Raw genomic sequence first — 24,294 nt, 5'->3', positions numbered from 1 at the left:
TCAGTTCACCGCCGCCCGGCGCCGGTAGCTCAAAGCCTCGGCGACATGGATGCGGCCGACCGACTCCGCTCCGCCCAGATCGGCGATCGTGCGGGCGACGCGCAGGACGCGGTGATATCCGCGCGCGGACAGCCGCATCGCTTCGGCCGCCTGCGCGAGCAGCTTGCGGCCCGCATCGTCGGGGGTGGCGACGTCGTCGAGCAGGGTGCCGTCCGCCTCGGCATTGGTGCGCACGCCGTGCGCTGCATAGCGATCGGTCTGGATCGCGCGCGCTTCGGCGACGCGGGCGGCGACTTCGGCCGATCCTTCGGCGGGCGGGGGCAGGACGAGGTCGGCGGCGCTGACGGCGGCGACCTCGACATGCAGGTCGATGCGGTCGAGCAGCGGGCCGGACAGCTTCGCCTGATAGTCGGTCGCGCATTTGGGCGCGCGCGAACAGGCGAGCGCGGCATCGCCCAGATGGCCGCAGCGGCACGGGTTCATCGCGGCGATCAGCTGCACCCGCGCCGGGAAGGTGACATGCGCATTGGCGCGCGCGACCGTGACCTTGCCGGTTTCGAGCGGCTGGCGGAGCGAGTCCAGCACGCCGCGCTGAAATTCGGGCAGCTCGTCGAGGAACAGGACGCCCAGATGCGCCAGGCTTACCTCGCCCGGCCGCACGCGGAGGCCACCGCCGACCAAAGCGGCCATCGACGCCGAATGGTGGGGGCTTCGGAAGGGCCGCGCACGGATCAGCCGCCCTTCGTTCAGTTCCCCCGCGACCGACGCGACCATCGAGACTTCGAGCGCCTCGGCCGGGGTGAGGTCGGGCAAGATGCCGGGCAGGCACGCCGCCATCAGCGATTTGCCCGCACCCGGAGGACCACTGAACAGCAGATTGTGGCCACCCGCCGCTGCGATCTCCAGCGCGCGCTTGGCGGTCTCCTGCCCCTTCACCTGTTTCAGGTCGGCGATCGGCGCGGGCACCGTGGCCTCGCCGGGCTTCGGCGTGGGGAGGGGGGAGCCGCCCTTGAAATGGCCGATCAGCGAGAGAAGGTCGGGCGCCGCGATCACCTCGACCGAACCGGCCCACGCCGCCTCCGGCCCCTGCGCCACCGGGCAGATCAGCCCCAGTTCGCGTTCGCTGGCGTGGAGCGCGGCGAGCAGTACGCCCGGCGTCGGCGCGACCCGCGCGTCGAGCCCGAGTTCGCCGACCACGACATAGGAGGCCAGCGTCTCGGCATCGATCACCCCCATCGCGCCGAGCAGACCCAGCGCGATCGGCAGATCGTAATGCGATCCTTCCTTGGGCAGATCGGCGGGCGACAGGTTCACCGCGATATGCTTGGGCGGCAGCGCCAGCCCGATCGCGGAAAGCGCCCCGCGCACCCGCTCGCGGCTTTCGGTAACGGCCTTGTCGGCCAGGCCCACGACATTGAAGCGGGGAAGGCCGGGCGATACCTGCACCTGCACCTCGACGGCGCGCGCCTCCAGCCCCAGAAACGCCACCGTCGCGACGCGCGCTACCATTCACTCAGCCCCCGCTGTTCGTGGCTTGTTCTAACGCGGCGGAGGCACTTGTCGAGGGGGCTTCGTTTATTCGGACGAACCCAGATAGACGAGCAGTGCGAAGAACAGGCAGCCGCTGATGCTCGTCATCGTCAGCAGCACGCTCATCCGCCAGAAGGCGCCGACGCTGCTGAGCTGGTAGGCGCCCTTCAACTGGCGATACATGTGGATCGGCGGGATGAAGGCGAAGGCGGTCCACAGGATCCACGCCGGAATCCAGAGATAATAGAGCGCCACCAGCGTCGTCACCATCAGCAGCATGAACGACAGCGAATAGGTGGCGAAGATGGCGTGATCGTACATCCCCACGTCGCGGCGCAGGGGAAAGAGCAGCCAGATGAAGGGCAGCGAGATCGGGATCAGCGCCCAGCTATATTTATAGGCATAGCTTTTCATCTTGTAGGCGGTGAGGGCGGGGTTCTCGGCCGCATGTTCGATCGGGTTGGCGGCCTTTTCGGTTTTCACCGGCGCGCGCAACTTGGCCGGAGGGATTTCCAGCGCGGCGGCGGCGGCGGTCAATCGGGCGACTTCGGCCTTGGCCTTGTCGCGCCGCTGGAGGGCGGTGGCGCGATCCTCATTATCGTCGACGTCGGTCGGGTCGGTCGGCTGCGCGAGCCGCTTTTCCGCCTTGGCCAGGCGTTTGGTCTGATATTGATATTCGGCGATCAGCCCCGGCTCGGGCTTGGTGCGGCCCGCCATGCCGAAATCCAGATTCTTGGTCAGCGAGGCCGTGACCGCGAACATGATGAAGACGGAAAAGAGGAACAAGGCCATCGGCGACACGAACTTGACCCGCTCGCCCTGCGCGTAGCGGCGCGTGAGTTCGCCCGGCCGCCATACCAGCATCGGCAGCGTGTTCCACGTCCGTCCTTCGAAGTGGAACACGCCGTGCAATATGTCGTGGACCAGCGCCATCATCGTGCGGTGGACATGGCCGTGCTGGCCGCAATTGCCACAATAGGTGGCGGTCAGCGTCGCGCCGCAATTGGCGCAGTCGCCGCTCTGATCATGGCCGTCAGGCCCGGCGGAATGGCCGAGATGTTCCACCGTCCGCGCGACGATGCCGCCCGTTACCACGCTGCCGATATTGTCGAGATCGCTCATCGCATCGCAGCATGCCGGGTCGTTTGCCGTCCGTCGAGGGACGAGTTCGCAGCTGCCGCGATATCGGATAGGACAAGGTGATGGAGAGAATGCGCGACTGGTGGGAGCACCCGGCGCTGCTCGCCGCGCTCGTCGTGGCGGCCGCGGCGCCGTTGCTGTGGCCCGCCATTCCGCCGTTGGTCGATCTGCCGGGGCATATCGGGCGGCTGCATGTCGCCGATGCGATCGCGACGTCGCCTTATCTGAAGCAATGGTTCGCCTATCGCTGGGCGCTGGTCGGCAATCTCGGGGTTGATCTGCTCGCGATTCCGCTCGGCCATCTGATCGGGCTCGAGCTGGCGGTGAAGGCGATCATGGTCGCGGTCGCGGCGCTGACGGCCGCCGCGATGCTGTGGCTCGCATACGAAGTGCATGGCCGTGTGCCGCCGACCGCTGCGTTCGCGCTGCCGCTGGTGCTGTGCTTCCCCTTCATGTTCGGCTTCGCCAATTATGCGCTGGGCATCGCGATGATGATCGGCGGGCTGGCGCTGTGGGTGCGGCTCGCAAAGGCGGGGCGGACGCGGCTGCGCTTCCTCTGTTTCGTGCCGATCGCCTTCCTGACCTTCGTGGCGCACGGCGTTGCGTGGGGCATGCTGGGCGTGGCGGCCTTCGCGTTCGAATGGGCCGATCTGCGTCGTGCGGGCTTTTTGCGCGGGGTCGCGTTGCTGCGTGCGGGGATTGCGGTGGTGCCGCTGGCGCTGCCGGTAGTGCTTCTGGTCGGGTGGATCGGCCAGCATGTCGAAGGGCCGCCGCTGCGCTGGTCGACGCTCTCCGCCAAATATTATTACGCGATGGCGATCCTGCGCAGCGACGATGAACTGATCGACGTCACGAGCGCACGGCTCCTTTATGCGCTGATCATCCTGGGGCTTGGCGGGCTGATCTTCCGGATCGAGCGGCGGCTGGGTGCGGCCGCGCTCGCTCTGTTCGCCGCCTTTCTGGTCATGCCGGGGACGGCGCTCGGTTCCTTCTTCTCCGACATGCGGATCATTCCCTATGCGGTGGCGCTCGCGCTCCTCGCTCTGACGCCGAAGGAGGGGATGGAACGCTGGAGGACACCGGTCGCGGCGATTGCGATCCTGTTCGCGCTGGCACGGTTCGGGGTGAACGGGGCGACGTTCCATCGGGTCGACGCGATCTGGAGCGCGCAACTCGCCGGGCTCGATCATGTGCCGCGCGGCAGCCGGCTGTTCGTACTGGCGAACGTGCCATGCGCCGAGGAGTGGCAGCAACCGCGCGTCGATCACCTCGGATCGATGGCGATCGCGCGGCGCGATTCCTTCGCCAACGGGCAATGGCCGATGCCGGGCGGGCGGCTGCTGTCGATCACCTATGCGCCGGCCCGAAACTTCGCGCTCGATCCCAGCCAGGAACTGCGCCCCGCGCGCTGCCGCCAGCCGGGCAGCTACAGCCTGCCGCAGGCGGTTGCGCGGCTGCCGCGCGGGGCGTTCGACTATCTGTGGCTGATCGATGTGCCGCCTGCGCAATGGCCGCGCGAAAGCTGGCTGATTCCCGTGTGGCGCGGGCCGACGGGCATGCTGCTGCGGATCGCGCATTAAGATTTTGGCAGGCGTTGCCCGTTATGGCGGTTCCATCCGAAAATTCAGTGAAAGTTGCGCGCGTGTCCCACCTCGTCCACGTCTTCCATGCGATTCTTGCCGACCGGCGTGGTGCGACCGCGATCGAATATGGCCTGATCGCCGCCCTCATCGCCGTCGCCGCAATCACCGGCATGTCGAAGCTGGGCAATCAGTTGCAGAAGACGTTCAACAACGTCTCGAACAATATGAAGGCGTCCTGATACCGCTGCCCGGCGTTGACTCGGGGTCCGCTTTTCCGTAAGCGCCCCTTCGTCAGCGGCCATCGCACGTTCGGTGGCCCTTTTTGTTTTTGAAGATTCGAGAGACGAACGATGAAGCGCACTTTTCAGCCGAGCAACCTGGTCCGCAAGCGCCGCCACGGCTTCCGTTCGCGCAGTGCCACCCCCGGCGGCCGCAAGGTTCTCGCCGCCCGCCGTGCGCGCGGCCGCAACAAGCTCTCCGCGTAACTTCGGACATGTCCTACGCGGTGCTTCAGCGCCGCGCGGACTTTCTGGCCGCGAACAACGGACGCCGGGCTCCAATGCCCGGCTTCGTTTTGTTGGTGCGCCCGCGCGGGGACGATGATCCCGTCATGCGCCTTGGCATCACCGTCACCAAGAAAATCGGCAATGCGGTGGTTCGCAACCGCATGAAGCGCCGCTTCCGTGCGCTCGCACGCGATGTGCTGGCCGAATCCGGCATTGCCGGCGCCGATCATATCCTGATCGGTCGGGCAGGCGGGGTGGAGCGCGATTTCGCCAGTCTGCGCGCCGAGCTGGTCAAGGCGCTGCGCAAGGTCGGCTGATGTTCGCGCGGCTCATCATCCTGCTCGCGCGCGCCTGGCAATATGGCCCGTCGCTGATCCTGCCGCCCACCTGCCGCTATGTGCCGAGCTGTTCGGCCTATACGATCGAGGCCGTGTCGCGCTATGGCGCGCTCAAAGGGGGCTGGCTCGGGATTCGCCGGATCTGTCGATGCCATCCCTGGGGTGCCTCGGGATATGACCCCGTCCCGTGACGCCGGATTTTTTCAGGAGCCTTTGTGGATAATCAGCGCAACCTGATCCTTGCGATCGTGCTGTCGGCGATCGTGCTGTTCGGCTGGACGGCGCTGGCCGACCGTTTCTTCCCGGTCGCCAAGCCCCCCGTCACGAAGATCGAGGGCGGCAAGGAAAAGGTGCTGCCTGGCCCGGCGACCAGCGGCCCCGCCGCGATCCGCAACCGCGCGATCGTGCTGAAGGAAGCGCCGCGCGTCGCGATCGACACGCCCAAGCTCGCCGGCTCGATCAACCTGAAGGGCGCGCGGATCGACGATCTGCTGCTCAAGTCCTACAAGGAAACGGTCGCGAAGAATTCGCCGCCGATCCGCCTGCTGTCGCCGAATGGTTCGCCCGACGCTTATTATGCCGGCTTCGGCTGGACGGGTAACGGCATCGACGCCCCCGGCCCGAACAGCGTGTGGACTGCGGATTCGACCGCGCTGACCCCGGCCAAGCCTGTTACGCTCAGCTGGAAGAATAATCGCGGCCAGACCTTCCAGACCGTGATCGCGGTCGACGCGGACTATATGTTCACCGTTACGCAGAAGCTGGCGAACGGCGGCACCGCGCCCGTTTCGGCGCGTCCCTATGGCCTGATCTCGCGCTATGGCGCGTCGAAGGACGCCTGGTCGTACAGCAACCGCATCGGCGCGATGCACAAGGTCGCGGACGAAAAGATCGCCTTCACCGAATATAAGGAAGTCGGGGAATCGGGCGCCACGGGCATTCGCTTCGGATCGAAGGGCACCTGGCTCGGTTTCGGCGACAAATACTGGCTGACGGCGCTGGTGCCGGATGCCAAGGCGACGATCGAGGCCGGCTTCCTCTCGCCGCAGGCGAACGTCTATCAGGCGGTCGAAAGCGGCGCTGCGACCATCGTCGCCCCCGGCGCCACCGCGACGGCGACCCAACGTTTCTTCGCGGGGGCGAAGGAAGTCGCGATCCTGAACGACTATCAGGACAAGTTCGGGATCGATCAGTTCAGCCGCACGATCGACTGGGGCTGGTTCGAGATCATCGAACGCCCGATCTTCTGGGTGCTCGACTGGCTGTTCAAGGGCGTCGGCAATTTCGGCGTCGCGATCATCCTGCTCACCTTCATCGTGCGCGGCCTGATGTTCCCGATCGCGCAGCGCCAGTTCCGCTCGATGGCCGCGATGCGCGCCGTGCAGCCGAAGATGAAGGCGCTGCAGGAACAGCATAAGGACGATAAGCCGCGCCTGCAGCAGGAGATGCTGAAGCTGTATCAGGAGGAGAAGGTCAATCCGCTCGCGGGCTGCCTTCCGACCTTCCTGCAGATCCCGGTCTTCTACGCGCTCTACAAGGTGCTGATGATCACGATCGAGATGCGGCACCAGCCCTTCATCCTGTGGATCCGCGATCTGTCCGCGCCCGATCCGCTGCACATCCTCAACCTGTTCGGCCTGCTCGATTTCACGCCCCCGGCTTTCCTGGGCATCGGTGTGCTCGCGCTGCTGCTCGGCATCTCGATGTGGCTGCAGTTCCGGCTTAACCCGCAGGCGGGCATGGATCCGGCGCAGGCGCAGATCATGGGTCTGATGCCGTGGGTGATGATGTTCATCATGGCGCCGTTCGCGGCCGGCCTGCTGGTGTACTGGATCACCTCCAACGTGCTGACCATCGCGCAGCAGGCCTTCCTCTACAGCCGCCATCCGGGCATCAAGGCCGCGGCGGCAACAACGGCACCGGCAAAGAAGTGAGCGACGATACCGACCGCACCGAGGAACTGATCGAGCCCGCGCGGAAGCTTTTCGCCGGGCCGATCGCCTTCCTGCGCTCGGCGCCCAGCCTCAACTTCCTGCCCGAGGCGGACGCGCCGGAGATCGCCTTTGCGGGCCGATCGAATGTCGGCAAGTCGTCGCTGCTCAACGCGCTGACCAACCGCAACGGGCTTGCCCGCACGTCGAACACGCCGGGGCGCACGCAGGAACTCAACTTCTTCGACATCGGCGGCGGTGCGGCGGATGAGAGCGGCGAGACCGCGCCGGTCATGCGCCTCGTCGACATGCCGGGCTACGGTTTCGCCAAGGCGCCCAAGGATATCGTCAAGAAGTGGCGGTTCCTGGTGAACGACTATCTGCGCGGGCGGCAGGTGCTGCGCCGTGCGCTCGTCCTGATCGACAGCCGCCACGGCATCAAGGATGTCGATCGCGAAGTGATGAAGATGCTCGATGAGGCGGCGGTCTCCTACCACCTCGTCCTCACCAAGGCCGACAAGATCAAGGCGAGCGAGCTCAAGGCCGTCACCGAACGGACGGCGGCGGAGGCCAAGACCCACGTCGCGGCGCACCCCAAGCTGCTGGTGACGTCGAGCGAGAAGGATTTCGGCATCGCCGAACTCCGCGCCGCGATCCTCGAAGCGATCCTCTAAAAACACGAACCGGCGACGGACATGGTCCGCCGCCGGTCGATTTCCCGCAATCCGGGTCGATCAGAACTGGAAGTTCAGATCGATACCGTAGGAGCGCTCGCGCTCGTAGGTGGCCGGGTTGAAGGTGTAGATGCCCGACACGTAGGTCAGGTCCTTGTTGTTGAAGATGTTCTTGCCCCACAGGCCGATCTCGACCTTGCTGCCGGCCACCTCGACCCCACGCAGCGCGAGGCGGGCATTGGCCAGCCAGCGCGGACCGACCTCCGTCCCGGCGAGATAGCCCGGATCGGGCGCGGCCAGCAGGGTGGGGTTGTCCACGCTGCGGAAATATTCGCGGGTCTTGTAATTGGCGTCGACGCGCGCGAGCAGCTGGGCGTCGCCGAAGACCGGCGGGGTCAGATATTCGATCGCGGTGTTGAGCGACCATTTTGGGCGATACACCGCGCGAGGCCGCTGCCCTGCCGGGAACTGACTGGCGTTCAGCGTGCCGTCAACGTAATTGAAATCGGTATAGCCAACCGATGCCGTCAGGGTCAGCCCATCGACGGGGACCAGCGTGTTCTCCCATTCAAAGCCCTTGGCCTTCGCGTTGCCCGCATTGAGCACGATCGACGACAGATCGGGGCGGCCGACCTGCTGACCCGCCAGCGTTTGCTGCAGGTTGCCATATTTGACGCTGAACAGCGCAAGGTTGCTGCGCAGGCGGCGATCGAACAGCTCGGTCTTGAAGCCCGCTTCCCACGAGCTTGAGGTTTCCTCACCATATTCGATGCCGAAATAGTTGCCGCCCGAGATATAGCCGGTGACATATTTGCCGTAGATCAGCGTGTCGTCGTCGAACTTGTAGTTAAGGCCCGCCAGATAGGTCGGCTTGCTGTTGCGATAGGGCGCGAACGCCAGACCGCGGAACGCACCCTTCTTCCGATCGATGGTCAGACGCGCGCCGAGCACGAGGTCCAGATTGTCGAGGATCTTGAACTCGGGCTGGACGAAGAAGGCATCCGAATTGACGATCGAGATACCCGGCACGACCTGCTGACCTGGGCAGCCGGCACGCACCACGCCCAGCGGGCAAGTCGGTGCTCCGGCCGGCAGGTTCGCGGGCGGCAGCGGGATCACATAATTGGGCGCGACGATACCCGAAGCGGATGCACGCACGCCCAGGAACTGATCGACCTTGTTGTTGTCGTGGAAATGGAAATAGCCGGCCGTCAGCTTGAACCAGTCCGTGTCGATGTTGATCTGGGACTCGTTGCTCCACTGCTTCTGCGTATTCCCGTTGCTGATCACGCTGATCAACAGGGGCAGGGTGGTGGCATTGGGCGCGGCGAGGATGCCGCCCAAGCCGTCGAACTGGAAGCTGTGCGGGTCGATCTTGTTGTAACGCCGCGCGAGAATGTTCTTGAACGTGATCTCGTCGTTCAGCCGATAGACGAGCGTCAGGTTGTGGCCATAGCTCGTCTGCTGGCTCGGCGTCGTGAACCAGTTATTTACTCCGTCGGGCCGCTTCGTCGTGACCGGCGAGGGATTCACCACCCGGCCCGGCGCATTGTAGATCGCGCCGAGACCTGCAGCGGGAAGATACGCCTGGCCATTCGCATAAGGCGTGTAATTGTTCTGGGTGAAATCGAACTTGTAGCTGATGTCGAGATTGTCGCTCGCCTCGAGCTTGGCCGAGAAGGCCACCGCTTCGGTATTGTTGCTGCCCAGCCATTTCGGCGAGGTGAGGATGCCGGTGCGGCCACCCGTCGCGGCGGTATAATCCCACTTGGTCCCCGCGCCCAGGTTGCGGGTGTCGCCGCGCTGTTCGGAATGGGTGTAGGTCGCCGATACGGCCAGCGGACCCCATGCTGGCAGGTCGACGCGGGTCTTGGATCGGATATAGTTGCGATTGCCGTAGGACAGTTCCTGCCGCACGCCGAAATCGCCGCTGGGATCGCGGGTGATCAGGCTGATCGCGCCGCCGGTCGCGTTGCGGCCGAACAGGGTGCCCTGCGGTCCGCGCAGCACTTCGATGCGCGAGATGTCGGCCAGTTCGAAGATCGCGCCGTTGGCGTTGCCCAGATAGACGCCATCGATATAGAGCGCGACGCCGCGATCCTGCCCGGTCAACGCGCCCTGCGCATAGAGGCCGCGGATCGTATAGGAGGCGTAGAGCGTGCCGCCGGTCGCCTGACGGATGGTCAGGTTCGGCGCGGCCGAGTTCAGATCCTGAATGTTGACGATGCGGTTGGCGACCAGCGCATTCTCGCTGATCGCGGTGATCGACACCGGCACGTCCTGCAGGTTCTGCTCGCGCTTCTGCGCGGTGACGACGATGTCTTCCAGGCCGGACGTCGCCTGCGGCGCGACATCCTGTGCACTGGCGGCCGAACCGATGGCCAACAACGATGCGCTGGTCAGGAAGGCGCACGCGCGCCATCCCCTCATTCCCTCTCTCATGGCACTCTCCACTCGTCATTATTTGTTATATTTGGAGGCGCTGGCTTCTTCTGGCAGTCGCACTTCCAAAGAGTGACCTGTTTTGAGTGGGCGCGACAATCGCGGTCAACCGAAAGATGGGCCGCTCCGCTGGTCTGAATGTCGTATGGCATAAGGAATTTCATCAGGGCCTTTCTGTGGCCCCGCGCAGTCCCCAATCCGGGGCCTGCCATATCGCTCGACTTCGCGCGCCGCGAGCGGGTAGGGGAGCGGAATGGAACGCCCCGACATCGTCGCCGACAGCCAGAGTCGCGGTCTGCTCGAACGGCTTCCGCCGCGCATGCGCGACTATGTCCAACTGGCGCGGATCGATCGGCCGATCGGGGTGTGGCTTCTATTCTGGCCCGGTGCGTGGGCGATCGCGCTTTCGGGGCATGCGCTCGATCGCTGGGATCTGTTCCTGTGGTTCGGCCTAGGCGCCTGGGCGATGCGCGGGGCGGGCTGCGTCCTCAACGATATCGTCGATCGCGATCTCGACGCCAAAGTCGCACGGACCGCGAGCCGCCCGGTCGCGAGCGGGCGGATCGGGGTGGGGGAGGCCTGGCGCTTCCTGGGTCTGCTCTGCCTGATCGGGCTGGTCGTCCTGCTCCAGCTCAACATGTTCGCCGCAATCGTCGCGGTCGCCAGCCTCGGCGCGGTGGCCGCCTATCCCTTTATGAAGCGGATCACCTGGTGGCCGCAGGCATGGCTCGGGATGGTCTTCTCCTGGGCGCTGATCGTCGCCTGGCCAGCGGTGACGGGCGGTTTCTCGCCGGTCATGTGGGTGCTTTACGCCGGGTCGATCTTCTGGGTGATCGGTTACGACACGATCTATGCGCTGCAGGATATCGAGGATGATGTGCTGGCGGGCGTCAAATCGTCGGCACGCGCGCTCGGCCGTCATGCGCGGAGCGGCGTGGCCCTGCTCTACGTCATCGCGATCGGATGCTGGGCCTCGGCTTTCTGGCAGGTCCGCCCCGATCCGCTCGCGCTAGCCGCTCTGCTGCCGATCGGCGCGCATCTCGGCTGGCAGGTCGCGGCGCTCAACCGCGCCGACCCCGCCGATGCGCTCGCCAAATTCCGGTCGAACCGTTTTGCGGGGCTGCTGATGTTCCTGGCGTGCTTCGTGGTCGGGCAGACTGCCTAAGCGGCCATTGCTTGGGCCATCGGGCGGTTGAGATGCTCAAGCTCATCCATCTGTCGCTCGGCATCGTCGAGGACGTCCTTGAGGCCGACCAGCCAGCTGTGAACGTAGGGCAGATCGTCGCAGCGATCGAGGACGCGGTTAATCAGTTCGCCCAGCATGACGTCGGCATGCCGCACCTCGGCAATCGACTGGCGCTCCTCGCAGCCGCGCAGACGCATCCGCGTCGCGATCCGCTGGAAGACGAGGCTGACGCGGCGGGTGAAGGGCAGGGGCACCGGCAGCGCGCCCGCATCGGCGAGCTTGAGCAATTTCTGCCGCCGCATCTCTTCATGTCGGAAGAAGGCATAGACCCGATAACGGCGCGCGCATTCCGATGCCGCGCGATAGGTATCGATGTTCGATCGCAGCGTTTCGAGCACCAGCTCGAAGTCCAGAGTGATCTCTTCGTCCACGGCGTTCCCCAACCCGCGATATGAGCTTGAATGGATCATTACGCGCAATTCGGGCTTTGGTTCCAGAGTTGATCCGGAATCGGAACGAATTTTTGGCGCGAAATCGGGATTTCTCCGCGCGATCCTTTGCGTGGTCTCGTTTCGATCGGCAACGCGTTTGACCTTGGCCGCCCGGCTACCTAAGTCCGCCCCCATGCTGACCATCGCCGACGCCGAAAGCCGCACCGCAGATTTGATCGCCGCCGCCCGCAAGGCGGGGGCCGATGCCGCCGACGCGCTCTATGCCGGCAGCGGCTCGACCCAGGTGTCGATCCGCCTCGGCGCGCTCGAGGATGTCGAACGGTCGGAGGGTGAGGAAATCGGCCTGCGCGTGTTCGTGGGCAGCCGATCGGCGAGCGTCTCCTCGTCGGATCTGTCGGCCGAGGCGCTCTCCGCGCTGGTCGACCGCGCCGTCGCGATGGCGCGCGAGGCGCCTGAGGATCAGTGGGCGGGCCTCGCGCCTGAGGAATTGCTGCTCAAGGGCGCGGCACCCCATGTCGACGGCGACGATGGCGCCGATCCGTCGCCCACCGAACTGCGCGAACGCGCACTGGCGGCCGAAGATGCGGCGCGCGCCGTCGCAGGCGTCACCAACAGCGAGGGCGCAGGATCGTCGGCCAGCCGCAGCGTGATCGCGCTGGCCACCAGCACGGGCTTTACGCGCGGCTATGCGACCACCGGCTATGGCTGTTCGGCCAGCGTGATCGCGGGCGAGGGCGGGGCGATGCAGCGCGACTATGCCTATCATTCGTCGCGTCACTTCGCCGATCTGGAGGATGCGGTGACGATCGGCGCGCGCGCGGGCGATCGTGCGATCAAGCGTCTCAATCCGGGCAAGCTGTCGAGCGGCGCGATGCCGGTCGTCTATGATCCGCGCGTCAGCTCGGGCCTGCTTGGCCATCTGATCGGTGCGATCACGGGCGCCGCGATCGCGCGCAAGACCAGCTTCCTGCTCGATGCGCTTGAAACCGAGGTGTTCGCCAGGGGCATCACCGTGCGCGACGATCCTCTCCGCCCGCGCGGCCTGCGGTCGAAGCCGTTCGACGGCGAAGGCCTGCCCACCGCCCCGCGTGACATCATCGCCGATGGCGTGCTGACCGGATGGCTGATGGACAGCGCCTCGGCCCGCCAGCTGGGCCTCGCTCCGACCGGCCATGCCACGCGCGGCGTCGGCGGCCCGCCGGGGACGAGCGCAACCAACCTCTATCTCGGCGCAGGCGCGCTTTCGCCGGCCGAGCTGATCGCCGACATCAAGCTGGGCGTCTATGTCACCGAACTGATCGGTCAGGGCGTCAACGGCGTCACCGGCGATTATAGCCGGGGCGCATCGGGCTTCGTGATCCGCGACGGCCAGATTGCCGAACCGGTCGCCGAGATCACGGTCGCCGGTAATCTCCGAGACATGTACCGTCAGCTAGTGCCGGCATCGGATCTGGAGTTCCGCCGCGCGATTGATGCGCCGACGGTGCGGATCGAAGGGATGATGGTCGCTGGTGCCTGAACAATTTCTCGATGCGGTAAGCGCGGTCGCGACGGAGGTCGGCGCGATGGCGCACGCCTCGTGGCGGGGCGTCTTCAAGCATTGGGAAAAGGGCGACACCAGCCCGGTGTGCGAAATTGATCTCGCCGCCGATGCATTGCTCCGCGAACGGCTGATGGCGCTGGATCCCGACGCCGGCTGGCTGTCGGAGGAGACCGCCGATGATGCGCACCGGCTCAACTGCGCGCGCGTCTGGGTCGTCGATCCGATCGACGGGACACGCGATTATGTGCGCGGGCGCGAAGGCTGGGCGGTGTCGATCGCCCTGGTCGAGGGTGGGCGGCCGCTGATCGGCGTGCTCGATGCCCCCGCGCGTGGCGAACATTGGCGTGCGCAGGCGGGCAGGGGCGCGACCCTCAACGGCGTCCCGATCCGCAGTTCGGAACGGACCGAGATCGTCGGCTCACGCGTGCCCGCCGATGCCCTGCCGCGCCGCGACGGCGATCTGACGATGGTTCACAAGCCGAACTCGATCGCGCTGCGCATCGCGATGATCGCGAACGATCAGGCCGATCTGCTCGCGGCGATCCGCTGGGGCCACGAATGGGATATCGCTGCGGCCGCGTTGATCGCGCAGGAAGCGGGGGCGACCGTCACCGACGCGCTCGGCCGTCCGCTGCGCTACAATTCGACCAAGGGCGAGGCGTTCGGCGTTCTCGCGACCGCCCCCGCCATCCACGCCGTCGCGGTCGAACGGCTGGCGGAGCGGGCGGCCAAAGCGGTGGTCCGCTAAAAATCCTCCCCGGAACGGGGAGGGGGACCGGCGAAGCCGGTGGAGGGGGCGAGAGGCAGGCGTGGCGATTGTGGCCAACCCCCTCCGTCATGCCTGCGGCATGCCACCTCCCCGTGCCGGGGAGGATTAATCAGAGGCCCAACCTGGGAATCTCGATCTTCGGGCAGCGATCGACGACCGCTTTCAATCCCGCCGCCTCGGCCCGTGCGACGGCTTCGTCGTTGAAGACGCCCAACTGGGTCCACACTGCCTTGGCGCCGACCGCGATCGCTTCGTCGATCACCGGACCGGCCGCGCTGGAATTGCGGAAGATGTCGACGATGTCGATCGGGCCGTGAACCTCCTTCAGCGTCGCCAATACCGGCTCGCCGTGAATCGTCTGGCCCGCCAGCGTCGGGTTGACCGGGATCACTTTGTAGCCGCGCGACTGGAGGAAGCGCATCACGCCATAGCTTGCCCGTTCGGGCCGGTCGGATGCGCCCACCATCGCGATCACCTTCGATGAGATGAGCAGATAGGCGATCTCGTCATCGTTGCGCAGCGGCATGATCTTCTCCCGATATGTCGGGACTTAAAATGATGCGGGTTTCGCCGGGTTCAACCAGTCGAGCAGTTTTTGCGCGATCGGCGCGAAGGTCTTGTCGTCGTCGGCCAGCGCGGGCGGGGTGCCCGCGTCGGATGCGGTGCGGATGCCGATGTCGAGCGGAACGCGGCCCAGGAACGGCAATTCCATCGACATCGCCGCCGCCTGCGCGCCGCCCTGGCCAAACGGGTCGGAGACTTCGCCGCAATGGGGGCATTCGTATCCGGCCATATTCTCGACCAGCCCGATGATCGGCACATGCGCCTGGTTGAAGAAGTCGATCGCGCGGGTCGCGTCCATCAGCGCCAGATCCTGCGGGGTCGATACGATCAGCGCGCCGACGGGCTTGTACTTCTGCACCATCGTCAGCTGGACGTCGCCGGTGCCGGGCGGCAGATCGAGCAGCAGCAATTCGGTGTCGCCCCATTCGGCGTCGATCAGCTGGCCGAGCGCGTTGGCCGCCATCGGTCCACGCCACGCAATCGCCTGCCCCGGCTTCACCAGCTGCGCCATCGACAGCATCGGAATGCCGTGGGGAGAGAGGACCGGGTCCATCTTCTGCCCCTCGGCCGTTGGGCGGATGCCCTCGGTGCCCAGCAGGCGTGCCTGCGACGGACCGTAGATGTCGGCGTCGACCAGCCCGACCTTCTTGCCCGCCTTGCGCAGCGCGACGGCGAGGTTGGCGGACAGTGTCGATTTGCCGACGCCGCCTTTGCCCGATCCGATCGCGATGATCTTGCGCCCGCGCTTTTCGGCGGTCAGCGCGACGCGCACGCTGTCGACGCCCGCGACGCTCATCAGCGACGCTTTCACCTGCGCCTCGATCGTCTCGCGCGCGCCGGTGGACAGGCCCGTCACATCGACGACGACGCTGACGGCGCCCTCCGAAATGCGGGGCGGACTGGCGCGTCCGCCGCTGAGAAGGCCCTTGCCGCTGATGGGATCGACGACGCGATCAAGCGCGTCGGACAGGACGGTGTCGATGTTCATGGACACCGCATAGCGGGGGCAACCCGACAAGGGCACTGTTTTTCCCTTAATGCCCCCCTATAATGGCTTCATGAACAGGAATGATGATGCCGGCGCTCTCCCGATCGCGGTGATGACCGAAGGTGGCCCCTGGGGCGGTGGTAGCGGCGGTGGCAGTGGCAATGGCGGCGGATCGGGCGGTGGCGACGATAATGATCGCAACCCTTGGAATCAGCCGCCGCGTCGCAAGCCCGGCAAGCGCCCCGGCAGCCCCGCGATCGACGATCTTCTGCGCCGTGGGCGTGAGCGTTTCGGTGGCGGCGGCGGTCCGGGGATGGAGCCCGATGGCGGCAAGCTGATCGGCTGGGGCATCGCGCTGGCGATCATCCTGTGGGTTGCGTTGACCAGCTGGCATGTCATCGGCCCGCAGCAGCGCGGCGTCGTCACCCGTCTCGGCTCCTATGCGGAAACGCTGCAGCCCGGTCTGCGCTTCCACATGCCCGCGCCGTTCGACATCGTCGACAAGATCGATGTGGAGGATATCCGCACCACCGATATCGGATCGACCAGCGAAGGCGCGCAGAACCTTGTGCTAACCGGCGATCAGAACATCATCGATCTGGCCTATTCGGTGCGCTGGAACATCCGCGATCCCGAACTCTATCTCTATGAGCTGGCCGATCCCGACGATACCGTCGGTGAGGTCGCCGAAAGCGCGATGCGCGCCGAAATCGCTCGCGTCTCGCTGAACGATGCGATCGGCCCCCAGCGCAGCCAGATTGAGCAGCGCACCGCGCAGCGGATGCAGGAAATCCTCGACAGCTATCGCGCCGGCATCGTGGTGCAGGGCGTCGCGATCAAGCAGGCCGATCCGCCGTCGGCGGTCAACGACGCGTTCAAGTCGGTGTCGGCTGCGCAGCAGACCGCGCAGACCTACCTCAACGAAGCGCGTGCTTATGCGCAGCAGTTGGGCGCCAAGGCCGAGGGTGAATCGCAGGCGTTCGACAAGGTCTACACCGAATATCGCTTGTCGCCCGAAGTGACGCGCAAGCGCATGTATTATGAGACGATGGAGCGCGTTCTGGCCAAGACCGACAAGACCGTGGTCGAGGGGGCCAACGTCGTTCCCTATCTGCCGCTGCCCGCCCCCCGTCGTCCGGAGGCCGCGCAATGAGCCTGTCCGATACCCTTGCCGGGCGCCGCATGATCGCGTTGTCGATCACCGCCCTCATCCTGCTGTTCGTGCTGGCGAACACGATCGCGATCGTGCCGGAAACCAAGCAGGCGCTGATCGTCCGTACTGGTGAGCCGGTCACCGTCTATAACGCCTATCGTCCGAACCAGGAGTTCGGGCGCACCGGCGCCGGGCTGATCGCGCGCATTCCGTTCGTCGAGAATATCGTCTGGATCGACAAGCGCGTGCTCGATTTCGACATGCAGCGTCAGTCGGTGCTGTCGACCGATCAGCTGCGGCTCGAGGTCGATGCCTATGCGCGCTTCCGGATCATCAATCCGCTGCGCATGTATATCACCGCCGGTTCCGAACGCCGGGTGGGTGAGGCGCTGCGCCCGATCCTAGGGTCGTCGCTGCGCAACGAACTGGGCAAGCGTCCGTTCGCGGCTTTGCTCAGCCCCGAACGCGGTCAGGTGATGGACAATATTCAGGACCGGCTGAACAAGGTCGCCGCCCAATATGGCGCGCAGATCGTCGACGTGCGGATCAAGCGCGCCGACCTGCCCGACGGCACCCCGCTCGAAAGCGCGTTCCAGCGGATGCGGACCGCGCGTGAGCAGGAGGCTCGATCGATTCTGGCCGAAGGGCGCAAGCAGGCGCAGATCATCACGGCGGAGGCCGATGCGCAGGCGGCGGCGACCTATGCCGCCAGCTTCGGCAAGGATCCCGAATTCTACGATTTCTACCGCGCGATGCAGTCCTATCGCATGACCTTCGGTACCGATGGAACCGAGGCACCGGGGGCTGCGTCTGTCATCTTGTCCCCGGACAATGAATATCTGAAGCAATTCAAGGGACGGCGCTGAAACGATAAGCAGCGTCGTTCAACGGGCGTTCAGAGGGGATTCCCGAAGGCTAGCCGGGTGTTATAACCGGGCAAGACAGGAGTACTGAGGAGTTGGCCAAAGTGCGCTACGCATATGCGATTACCGCTGCCTTGCTGGCGGGCGGTGCGACGGCAACCCTGACGATGCAGCAGCCCGCGGGCGCGCAGGTCGCGCAGAACGCGCCGGGCACGATCGATGCCGGTGCACCGCGCCCCGGCGCGCCGATGAGCTTCGCCGATCTCGCTGCCAGGCTGCAGCCGGCGGTCGTCAACATTTCGACCACGCAGAAGATTCAGGTGCGCGGCAGCGGCAACAATGCCTTTGCCGGCACCCCGTTCGAGGAGCTGTTCAAGCGCTTCGGCGGCGGCACCGATGAAAGCGGCAAGCCGATCACGCGGGAAGCGACCTCGCTCGGCTCGGGCTTCATCATCTCGCCCGACGGCTATGTCGTGACCAACAATCACGTCATTTCAGGCGGCCCGCAGGCGCAGGGCAATGCGGTGGTCAGCTCGATCACCGTCACTCTGCCCGATCGCAAGGAATATAAGGCGACCGTGGTGGGCCGCGACAGCGCGTCGGATCTGGCGCTGCTGAAGATCGATATCAAGAACGCGCCCTTCGTGCAGTTCGGCGATTCGACGCAGACCCGCGTGGGCGACTGGGTCGTCGCGATCGGCAATCCGTTCGGGCTGGGCGGCACCGTGACCGCGGGCATCGTCTCTGCGCTGCACCGTTCGATCGGCGCGGGCCAGCTTTACGATCGCTACATCCAGAGCGATGCTTCGATCAATCAGGGGAATTCGGGCGGACCGATGTTCGACCTGAAGGGCAATGTGATCGGCATCAACACCGCGATCTTCTCTCCCACCGGCGGCAATGTCGGCATCGGCTTTGCTATCCCGGCGGAAGAAGCCAAGCCGATCATCGAGACGCTCAAGTCGGGCAACAAGATCAAGCGCGGCTATCTGGGCGTCGGTATCCAGCCGATGACCGAGGATATTGCGGCGGGCCTGGGTCTGCCCAAGGATCGCGGCGAAATCGTCGCGCGGGTCGAGCCGGGCGAGGCCGCTGCGCGCGCCGGCATCCGCCAGGGCGACGTGATCGTGAAGGTGAACAACCAGGAAGTCACGCCGGACAACACCCTGTCCTACATCGTCTCGCGCTCGAAGGTGGGCAGCTCGATCCCGATCGAATTGATCCGCGAAGGCCAGCGCAAGACTGTGAACGTCACGATCGGCGAGCGTCCGCCCGAGGATCAGCTTTCGGGCGATGCGACCACCGATGATGAGGATGGCGACAGCGGCAATGGCGCGCCGACCAATCCGTCGGCCGACGAGAGCACCCGTGCGACGATCGGCCTCGGCTTCCAGGCGCTGACGCCCGATATCGCGCGCCGTCTGGGCGTGCCGACCACGCTGCGCGGCGTCGTGATCAACTATGTCGATCCGTCGAGCGACGCGGGCGCGCAGGGCTTCCAGGCGCGCGATGTGATCCTGCAGATCAACAATGTGCCGGTGTCGACCGTTCAGGCGGCCGCGGCGCAGATCGCGGCGGCGAAGAAGGCCGGCAAGAAGACGGTGCTTCTGTTCGCGCAGCGCGGCACCAATCCGGCCCGCTATATCGGCGTGCAACTGAAGGACTGATCCGCACCGGATCGCTGAAAAGGGCGGTGGTTCGAAAGAGCCGCCGCCCTTTTTCTATTCTGCTGACAACGCGATGTCGGCGATCTTGCGCCATTTCCTTTCGATGTCGCGCCATAACAACGCTTTCTTGATCCGCGTGCCGATCCCCGGCCGCCGCGCTATTGCACCTGTCATGATGGTGCGCACGTCATCCTCGTGCCATCCCGCCCATTCGCCGGCTATTTCAAGCAGATTGAAAGCGAAAGCCGGCAGAACCTCATCCCGCAAGATGCATTCGACGACTGCAAGGTCGTAGCCGGACGTCCGAACCGAACCGGCTATCCTACGATAATCCGCCTTGTCGAGTTCGGCATCGAGGAACAGATCCGCCAGCGCAGTCCAGACGGGCATGCGCCGCTCGATTTCGTCGCTGGTCAGCATGGCAAAAGGGTAGCCGGGCTCCCGCAAAAAGAAAGGGCGGACAGCTTGCGCTGCCCGCCCTCCCTTTTCGAGCTTTCGCTGCGATCAGAAGCGGTAGCTGACCGTCGCGAGGAGCTGGTGGAAGGCGAACTTCGAGAAGGTCCGACGGAAGTCGGTGCCCTGCGGGTTGGTCGCCGTGAAGGGCGCAGCGCCCGTCTGACGAACGACGAAGTCGTCATTGTCCATCACCGTGAACAGATAGAGCGCGCCGACCGAGAACTTGCCGACCTTCTGCTCGATGCCGCCGCCATAGTTCCAGCCCCACTGCCACTTGCTGCGGTCGTTGACCGAGAAGGGCAGGTTGTTGGCGTTGCGATAGCGGTTACGGATCTTGCCGTAGGTCGCGCCGCCGGTGCCGTAGATCATCGTGCCGGTGCTGGCCGCATAGCCCGCGCGGCCGCGCAGGGCATAGTTTTCGGTCAGGCGCGAGCCGATCGTGTAGGCGTTCGGGGTGGTGCTGAACGCGGTGACATAGTCGTACAGGTACGAAACGCCGCCTTCGGCGACCGCACCGACGACGAAGCCCGACGGACCGGTGCCGAACTGATAGTCGTAACCGGCATGGAGCTTCCACGCGGTCGCGTCATTGTCCTTGCGGCAGCCGCCGGCGCGGGTGCCATTGTTGTAACGGCCGCCGCAGAAGCCCGGCGAGAAGGCGTTGGCGCCGGTGCCGGTGACGACGGTGTCGCCGAAGGTGCCGTCGAGGCCGCGATCGAACGTGATGGTCTCGTCGCCATCCGAAGGCTGCCACGAATAGCCAAGCTGACCGCCGACATAGGGGCCGGTCCAGCTGGTCGAAGCAGTGTCCTGCGCCGCCGCGGAGGTCGCTCCGAAAGCGAGGACGGCAAGCGCCGCCGTGGTGGTGAGTTGAAGCCGCATGTTCTGATTACCCTTTCTCTTGCCGGAGACCGGCACCCGCCAAACACGCGGGCGAGGCTTTTGATCCCTGTTATTTTGAGAAAGCAAATCTTTTCGTTACGGTGGCGTATTTCAGCAACACATTGTCATTAAAATACAAGTTCATCTGCAGTTAATTATTGGCCAAAATCCGCAGATAGAGACCGTGTTGCTGCCTCCCGCGCTGCAGCGATCAATGCGCCAGCTTTCGCCTCACATTCGCGCTGTTCGTAAATAGGATCGCTGTCCGCAACGATGCCTGCGCCCGACTGCACATGCATCACGCCTTCCTTCACGATCGCGGTGCGCAGGACGATGCAACTGTCCATCGATCCGTCGGGCGAGAAATATCCGACGCCGCCCGCATAGGCGCCGCGCGTCTCGGGTTCGAGTTCGGCGATGATCTCGCATGCGCGCACCTTGGGCGCGCCCGAAACGGTGCCGGCGGGGAAGCCTGCGAACAAAGCGTCGAGCGCGTCCTTCGCCGGATCGAGCCGGCCGACCACGTTCGATACGATGTGCATGACGTGGCTGTAATATTCGACCGTGTAGCTGTCGGTCACCTCGACGGTGCCCGCGCTCGCCACCCGGCCGACATCGTTGCGCCCCAGATCGAGCAGCATCAGATGCTCGGCGCGCTCCTTGGGATCGGCGAGCAGGCTGTCGCGATTATGCGCATCCTCCACTGCGGTCTTGCCGCGCGGACGCGTGCCCGCGATCGGGCGGATCGTCACTTCGCCGTCGCGCGCGCGCACCAGGATTTCGGGCGACGACCCGATCACCGCGAAGCCGGGCAGATCGAGGAAGTAGAGGAAGGGCGACGGATTGATCCGGCGCAGCGCGCGATACAGTTCGATCGGCGGCAGTGCGAAGGGCACCGCGAAACGCTGCGCCAGCACCACCTGGAAGATGTCGCCCGCCGCGATGTAATCCTTCGCCTTCAGCACCATGTCCGAATAGCGGCCGGGCGGAAGCTGCGGTTCGGGGACGATCGTGGCGGGATCGATCGGGTCGATCGCGCGCACGGGCAGCGGTTGTGCGAGCTTTGCGGCCTGCTCCTCGATCCGCGCGATCCCCTGCGCGATCTTCGCCTCGGGCGTGCCGGGCGTTTCGGGCCACAAGGGCGCGACCAGCCACAGCGCATCGGACAGGCGATCGAACACCAGCACCGTCGTCGGCCGCGCGAACAGCATGTCGGGCAGGTCGAGCGGATTGGGGGCAGGGCGGGGCAGGCGCTCCACCAGCCCGATCGTCTCATAGGCGAAATAGCCGACGAGGCAGGCGAGCGCGGGCGGCAGCCCCTCGGGCACGTCCATCCGGCAGCGCGTGACCAGATCGCGCATCGCGGCCAGCGCGCCGCCCTCGATCGGCTCGAACGCTTCGCGGTCGGTTGCCCAGAGGCGGTTGATCTCGGCCGCGTCGCCGCGCGCGCGGAACATCAGGTCGGGCGCGAGGCCCATCAAGGTGTAGCGGCCGCGCGTGGCGCCGCCTTCGACCGATTCGAGCAGGAAGTCGCCCCGGCCCGGCTCGATCAGCTTGAGCGCGGCGGCGACCGGCGTGTCGGTGTCGGCGACCTGGCGGCGCCAGACGAGCGCGGGCTTGCCGGCGCGCAGGGCTTCCAGCGCGGAGCGATCCGCGACGTCGGGGGCGGCCGCTATGTTCACTGGCCGACGAAGGTCTTTTTCGCCGCAGCGATCGCGGCCGCATCGCGGCTCGTGCCGATATCCTGGCCGACGGCGTTGACGAACTGCTCGACCAGTTCGCCGGTCTGCGCATTCGCCAGTTCGCCGCGGGTCTGATCGACCAGGCCGGGGACCATCTTCAAATCTGCCGGCTCGACCTTGTCGAGGACGACGACGAACAGCGCGCCGCCGCGCGTATCCGATGCCATTGCCGCCTTGCCGGGGCTCAGGCGGAACAGCGCACGGATCGGCGCAGGGATCTGATCGGGCTGCAGGCGCGACAGATCGAGCTGGCGGGCGGCCGCGGGCTGGATCGGGGGCAGTTTCACGCCCGCCTCGGCAACCGCCTTTTCAAGCGCGACGCCCTTCTTCACCTTGTCGCGGATCGCGGTGGCGATCTGCTGCGCGCGCTTGGCGGTGCGATCGACCACGATGTCGCGCGAAACGGCGGCCCGCACGGTGGCGAGCGGGATCGGCGTCGGCGCGATCACCTGCGAGACGCCCAGCATCGCATAACGCTGGTTGGGTACGACCGCCTCGACCGTGGGATCATCCTCCGCAGCCGCTTCGAAGCCCGACTTGAGCAACGCGGCCAGTTCGGGCGGCGCCTTCCAGCCGGGCTGCGACGGCGCGGTGCCGTTGGCCAGGACGGGCGGGGTGGTGATGACGGTCAGATTGTTGTTCTTCGCGACTTCCTCGAAGCTCGCGCCATCGGCGATCGCGCCTTCGATCGCGGCGGAGAGATCGGCCAGCGCGTTGTCGCCTTTTTCCTTGGTCAGCGCGGCTTCGATCTCCGGCCGCGCCTGATCGAGCGACTTGGCGGGAACGCCGCCAACCTTCGCGACCTTAACGACATACCAGCCGAGCGGCGCCTTGACCGGGCCGATCACGCCGCCAGCGGGTGCGGCGAACACGGCGTCGGCAAGGGCGGTGGTGGCGCTGCCTGCAAAGTCGGCCTTGCTCTGGTCCTTCAGTTCGGCGGCTTCCAGCCCGCTCGCCTTCGCGGCATCGGCCAGCGATCCGCCGGACTTCGCCTTGGCAGCGATGGCATTTGCCTGCGCCTGCGTGGGGACGATCAGCTGCGAAAGGTCGCGGCTTTCGCGCGCGGCATATTCGGCCGCATGCTCCTTATAATAGGCTGCGACGTCGGCTTCGCTGGGCTTGGTCTTGCCCGCCACTTGCTCCGCCCCGAACACGGCGTAGCGCAGCACGCGGGTTTCGGGCTGGGTATAGTTGGCGATGCGCGCCTTGTAGAAGGCGGCGACCTCGGCATCGGTCGGCACGCGCGTATCTGCGACGGCGGCGAGCGGAACGATCGCGACCCGGCCGATGCGCTTTTCGATCAGCAGAGTGGCATAAGGCGATGCGACCTTGGTGGGCGTCATCACCGAACCGGCCAGTGCCGACATTGCCTGATTGCGCAGCAGATCGCCGGCAATGTCGTTGCGCAGGTCACGCTCGGTAATCCGCTGCTGCGCGAGAATCTGGCGCATCGCGGTCTGATCGAACTGGCCGGTCACGCCGCGGAAAGCGGGGATGCTGGCGATTTCGGCATCGACGAGGCGCTTGCTGATCGCGAAGCCCGCCTTCTTGCCCCACACGTCGATCGCACGCGCGCCGATCAGCGACGTCGCCACCCGATCGAATCCGCCATTGGCGACGAAGCCCTGGGGATCGACGCCCGGCTGCTGGCGGCGCTGCGCCTCCAGTTCGTTCTGCGCGCGGCGGATCAGTTCGACCGAGCTGACCGACTTGCCGCCCACCTTGGCGATCGTGGTGCCGCCGTCTCCGGCGCCCAGCGAGGACGGCGTGCTGACGCCCGTCACGATGAACGCAACCAGGATCAGGCCTAGCAGACCCAGCACGACCCAGGACGAAAGCGCGCGGCGGAAGAAGGAGATCATCGATTACCGATCCGAAAAAGAAG

Annotated in this window: 23 protein-coding genes; 13 read left to right on the top strand and 10 right to left on the bottom strand. The window is 65.7% G+C overall.

Annotated features, from left to right (window positions below; genetic code table 11):
- The gene (locus tag EOD43_RS13645; protein WP_127744386.1) at nt 1–1,509 is read right to left on the bottom strand and encodes a YifB family Mg chelatase-like AAA ATPase; all 1,509 of its coding nucleotides are present in this window, start codon (nt 1,507–1,509) and stop codon (nt 1–3) included.
- A 66-nt stretch (nt 1,510–1,575) separates the two neighbouring features.
- Nucleotides 1,576–2,652, bottom strand: coding sequence for a DUF3667 domain-containing protein (locus EOD43_RS13640; protein ID WP_127744385.1), 1,077 nt, complete (start codon nt 2,650–2,652; stop codon nt 1,576–1,578).
- Between the two features lie 89 nt (nt 2,653–2,741).
- Between EOD43_RS13640 and EOD43_RS13635 the strand changes: the two genes are divergently transcribed.
- The 7 genes from EOD43_RS13635 to yihA all read left to right on the top strand — a co-directional run bounded on the left by EOD43_RS13635 (nt 2,742) and on the right by yihA (nt 7,702).
- Entirely contained in the window at nt 2,742–4,250 is a 1,509-nt protein-coding gene (locus EOD43_RS13635) for a hypothetical protein (RefSeq protein WP_127744384.1), read from the top strand.
- Nucleotides 4,251–4,312: 62 nt separating this feature from the next.
- Nucleotides 4,313–4,492 (top strand): Flp family type IVb pilin, encoded by a 180-nt coding sequence (locus EOD43_RS13630; protein ID WP_240653187.1) that lies wholly within the window; start codon nt 4,313–4,315, stop codon nt 4,490–4,492.
- A gap of 111 nt (nt 4,493–4,603) precedes the next feature.
- Complete coding sequence (gene rpmH, locus EOD43_RS13625; RefSeq protein ID WP_127744382.1) at nt 4,604–4,738, top strand: 50S ribosomal protein L34; 135 nt, start codon at nt 4,604–4,606, stop codon at nt 4,736–4,738.
- Between the two features lie 8 nt (nt 4,739–4,746).
- Nucleotides 4,747–5,076 (top strand): ribonuclease P protein component, encoded by a 330-nt coding sequence (gene rnpA / locus EOD43_RS13620; RefSeq protein ID WP_276318192.1) that lies wholly within the window; start codon nt 4,747–4,749, stop codon nt 5,074–5,076.
- A complete protein-coding gene (gene yidD / locus EOD43_RS13615) occupies nt 5,076–5,288 on the top strand; it encodes a membrane protein insertion efficiency factor YidD (protein ID WP_127744381.1) in 213 nt (70 codons plus the stop codon). The genes rnpA and yidD overlap by 1 nt, the downstream gene beginning before the upstream one ends.
- A 24-nt stretch (nt 5,289–5,312) precedes the next feature.
- Nucleotides 5,313–7,031 carry a membrane protein insertase YidC gene (gene yidC, locus EOD43_RS13610; protein ID WP_127744380.1) on the top strand — a complete coding sequence of 573 codons (1,719 nt, stop codon included), beginning with the start codon at nt 5,313–5,315 and terminating at the stop codon, nt 7,029–7,031.
- Nucleotides 7,028–7,702, top strand: coding sequence for a ribosome biogenesis GTP-binding protein YihA/YsxC (yihA, locus tag EOD43_RS13605; protein WP_127744379.1), 675 nt, complete (start codon nt 7,028–7,030; stop codon nt 7,700–7,702). The genes yidC and yihA overlap by 4 nt, the downstream gene beginning before the upstream one ends.
- A gap of 60 nt (nt 7,703–7,762) precedes the next feature.
- Here the strand turns inward: yihA and EOD43_RS13600 are convergent, their stop codons facing one another.
- Entirely contained in the window at nt 7,763–10,132 is a 2,370-nt protein-coding gene (locus tag EOD43_RS13600; protein ID WP_164857227.1) for a TonB-dependent receptor, read from the bottom strand.
- A 265-nt stretch (nt 10,133–10,397) separates the two neighbouring features.
- On the opposite strand from EOD43_RS13600, the gene ubiA reads away from it, so the two are divergent.
- Nucleotides 10,398–11,309 carry a 4-hydroxybenzoate octaprenyltransferase gene (gene ubiA / locus EOD43_RS13595; RefSeq protein WP_127744377.1) on the top strand — a complete coding sequence of 304 codons (912 nt, stop codon included), beginning with the start codon at nt 10,398–10,400 and terminating at the stop codon, nt 11,307–11,309.
- Here ubiA and EOD43_RS13590 read toward each other — a convergent pair.
- Nucleotides 11,306–11,761 carry a hypothetical protein gene (locus EOD43_RS13590; protein WP_127744376.1) on the bottom strand — a complete coding sequence of 152 codons (456 nt, stop codon included), beginning with the start codon at nt 11,759–11,761 and terminating at the stop codon, nt 11,306–11,308. The genes ubiA and EOD43_RS13590 overlap by 4 nt on opposite strands.
- Nucleotides 11,762–11,954: 193 nt before the next feature.
- Between EOD43_RS13590 and EOD43_RS13585 the strand changes: the two genes are divergently transcribed.
- Together EOD43_RS13585 and EOD43_RS13580 are read left to right on the top strand one after the other, a co-directional pair.
- Nucleotides 11,955–13,301: a TldD/PmbA family protein gene (locus tag EOD43_RS13585; protein ID WP_127744375.1), complete on the top strand. Its 1,347-nt coding sequence runs from the start codon at nt 11,955–11,957 to the stop codon at nt 13,299–13,301.
- Nucleotides 13,294–14,073: a 3'(2'),5'-bisphosphate nucleotidase CysQ gene (locus EOD43_RS13580; protein ID WP_127744374.1), complete on the top strand. Its 780-nt coding sequence runs from the start codon at nt 13,294–13,296 to the stop codon at nt 14,071–14,073. The genes EOD43_RS13585 and EOD43_RS13580 overlap by 8 nt, the downstream gene beginning before the upstream one ends.
- Before the next feature lie 130 nt (nt 14,074–14,203).
- Here the strand turns inward: EOD43_RS13580 and EOD43_RS13575 are convergent, their stop codons facing one another.
- A complete protein-coding gene (locus EOD43_RS13575) occupies nt 14,204–14,620 on the bottom strand; it encodes a CoA-binding protein (protein WP_127744373.1) in 417 nt (138 codons plus the stop codon).
- 24 nt (nt 14,621–14,644) lie between these two features.
- Nucleotides 14,645–15,646, bottom strand: a complete 1,002-nt coding sequence (locus EOD43_RS13570) for an Mrp/NBP35 family ATP-binding protein (RefSeq protein WP_127744372.1) — start codon at nt 15,644–15,646, stop codon at nt 14,645–14,647.
- 70 nt (nt 15,647–15,716) lie between these two features.
- Here EOD43_RS13570 and hflK point away from each other — a divergent pair, with 70 nt between their 5' ends.
- The 3 genes from hflK (at nt 15,717) to EOD43_RS13555 (ending at nt 19,329) form a co-directional block, all read left to right on the top strand.
- Nucleotides 15,717–16,799, top strand: a complete 1,083-nt coding sequence (gene hflK, locus EOD43_RS13565; RefSeq protein WP_240653185.1) for an FtsH protease activity modulator HflK — start codon at nt 15,717–15,719, stop codon at nt 16,797–16,799.
- Complete coding sequence (gene hflC, locus EOD43_RS13560) at nt 16,796–17,665, top strand: protease modulator HflC (protein WP_127744371.1); 870 nt, start codon at nt 16,796–16,798, stop codon at nt 17,663–17,665. Before hflK ends, hflC begins: the two co-directional genes overlap by 4 nt.
- 101 nt (nt 17,666–17,766) lie before the next feature.
- The gene (locus EOD43_RS13555; RefSeq protein WP_127744370.1) at nt 17,767–19,329 is read left to right on the top strand and encodes a Do family serine endopeptidase; all 1,563 of its coding nucleotides are present in this window, start codon (nt 17,767–17,769) and stop codon (nt 19,327–19,329) included.
- A 54-nt stretch (nt 19,330–19,383) separates the two neighbouring features.
- Here EOD43_RS13555 and EOD43_RS13550 read toward each other — a convergent pair whose 3' ends face one another.
- The 4 genes from EOD43_RS13550 to EOD43_RS13535 all read right to left on the bottom strand — a co-directional run bounded on the left by EOD43_RS13550 (nt 19,384) and on the right by EOD43_RS13535 (nt 24,271).
- A complete protein-coding gene (locus EOD43_RS13550; protein WP_127744369.1) occupies nt 19,384–19,749 on the bottom strand; it encodes a DUF7079 family protein in 366 nt (121 codons plus the stop codon).
- An 84-nt stretch (nt 19,750–19,833) separates the two neighbouring features.
- Entirely contained in the window at nt 19,834–20,667 is an 834-nt protein-coding gene (locus EOD43_RS13545) for an outer membrane protein (RefSeq protein WP_127744368.1), read from the bottom strand.
- Between the two features lie 155 nt (nt 20,668–20,822).
- Complete coding sequence (locus EOD43_RS13540) at nt 20,823–22,349, bottom strand: anthranilate synthase component I family protein (protein WP_420822443.1); 1,527 nt, start codon at nt 22,347–22,349, stop codon at nt 20,823–20,825.
- On the bottom strand, nt 22,346–24,271 hold the full coding sequence (locus EOD43_RS13535; protein WP_127744367.1) for a peptidylprolyl isomerase: 1,926 nt from the start codon (nt 24,269–24,271) through the stop codon (nt 22,346–22,348). Before EOD43_RS13535 ends, EOD43_RS13540 begins: the two co-directional genes overlap by 4 nt.
- Nucleotides 24,272–24,294 lie beyond the last annotated feature (23 nt).

The sequence above is a fragment of the Sphingomonas crocodyli genome (assembly GCF_004005865.1).
GTDB lineage: Bacteria > Pseudomonadota > Alphaproteobacteria > Sphingomonadales > Sphingomonadaceae > Rhizorhabdus > Rhizorhabdus crocodyli.
Note: the sequence above shows the minus strand (reverse complement) of the source record. Positions and strands in the feature narration are given on the sequence as shown.

Excerpts from the sequence above, each read along its gene's own strand:
- EOD43_RS13645 (WP_127744386.1), bottom strand. The coding sequence starts at position 1,509 with ATGGTAGCGCGCGTCGCGACGGTGGCGTTTCTGGGGCTGGAGGCGCGC.
- EOD43_RS13640 (WP_127744385.1), bottom strand. The coding sequence starts at position 2,652 with ATGAGCGATCTCGACAATATCGGCAGCGTGGTAACGGGCGGCATCGTC.
- EOD43_RS13635 (WP_127744384.1), top strand. The coding sequence starts at position 2,742 with ATGCGCGACTGGTGGGAGCACCCGGCGCTGCTCGCCGCGCTCGTCGTG.
- rpmH (WP_127744382.1), top strand. The coding sequence starts at position 4,604 with ATGAAGCGCACTTTTCAGCCGAGCAACCTGGTCCGCAAGCGCCGCCAC.
- rnpA (WP_276318192.1), top strand. The coding sequence starts at position 4,747 with ATGTCCTACGCGGTGCTTCAGCGCCGCGCGGACTTTCTGGCCGCGAAC.
- yidD (WP_127744381.1), top strand. The coding sequence starts at position 5,076 with ATGTTCGCGCGGCTCATCATCCTGCTCGCGCGCGCCTGGCAATATGGC.
- EOD43_RS13600 (WP_164857227.1), bottom strand. The coding sequence starts at position 10,132 with ATGAGGGGATGGCGCGCGTGCGCCTTCCTGACCAGCGCATCGTTGTTG.
- ubiA (WP_127744377.1), top strand. The coding sequence starts at position 10,398 with ATGGAACGCCCCGACATCGTCGCCGACAGCCAGAGTCGCGGTCTGCTC.
- EOD43_RS13585 (WP_127744375.1), top strand. The coding sequence starts at position 11,955 with ATGCTGACCATCGCCGACGCCGAAAGCCGCACCGCAGATTTGATCGCC.
- EOD43_RS13575 (WP_127744373.1), bottom strand. The coding sequence starts at position 14,620 with ATGCCGCTGCGCAACGATGACGAGATCGCCTATCTGCTCATCTCATCG.
- EOD43_RS13570 (WP_127744372.1), bottom strand. The coding sequence starts at position 15,646 with ATGAACATCGACACCGTCCTGTCCGACGCGCTTGATCGCGTCGTCGAT.
- hflK (WP_240653185.1), top strand. The coding sequence starts at position 15,717 with ATGAACAGGAATGATGATGCCGGCGCTCTCCCGATCGCGGTGATGACC.
- hflC (WP_127744371.1), top strand. The coding sequence starts at position 16,796 with ATGAGCCTGTCCGATACCCTTGCCGGGCGCCGCATGATCGCGTTGTCG.
- EOD43_RS13550 (WP_127744369.1), bottom strand. The coding sequence starts at position 19,749 with ATGCTGACCAGCGACGAAATCGAGCGGCGCATGCCCGTCTGGACTGCG.
- EOD43_RS13545 (WP_127744368.1), bottom strand. The coding sequence starts at position 20,667 with ATGCGGCTTCAACTCACCACCACGGCGGCGCTTGCCGTCCTCGCTTTC.
- EOD43_RS13535 (WP_127744367.1), bottom strand. The coding sequence starts at position 24,271 with ATGATCTCCTTCTTCCGCCGCGCGCTTTCGTCCTGGGTCGTGCTGGGT.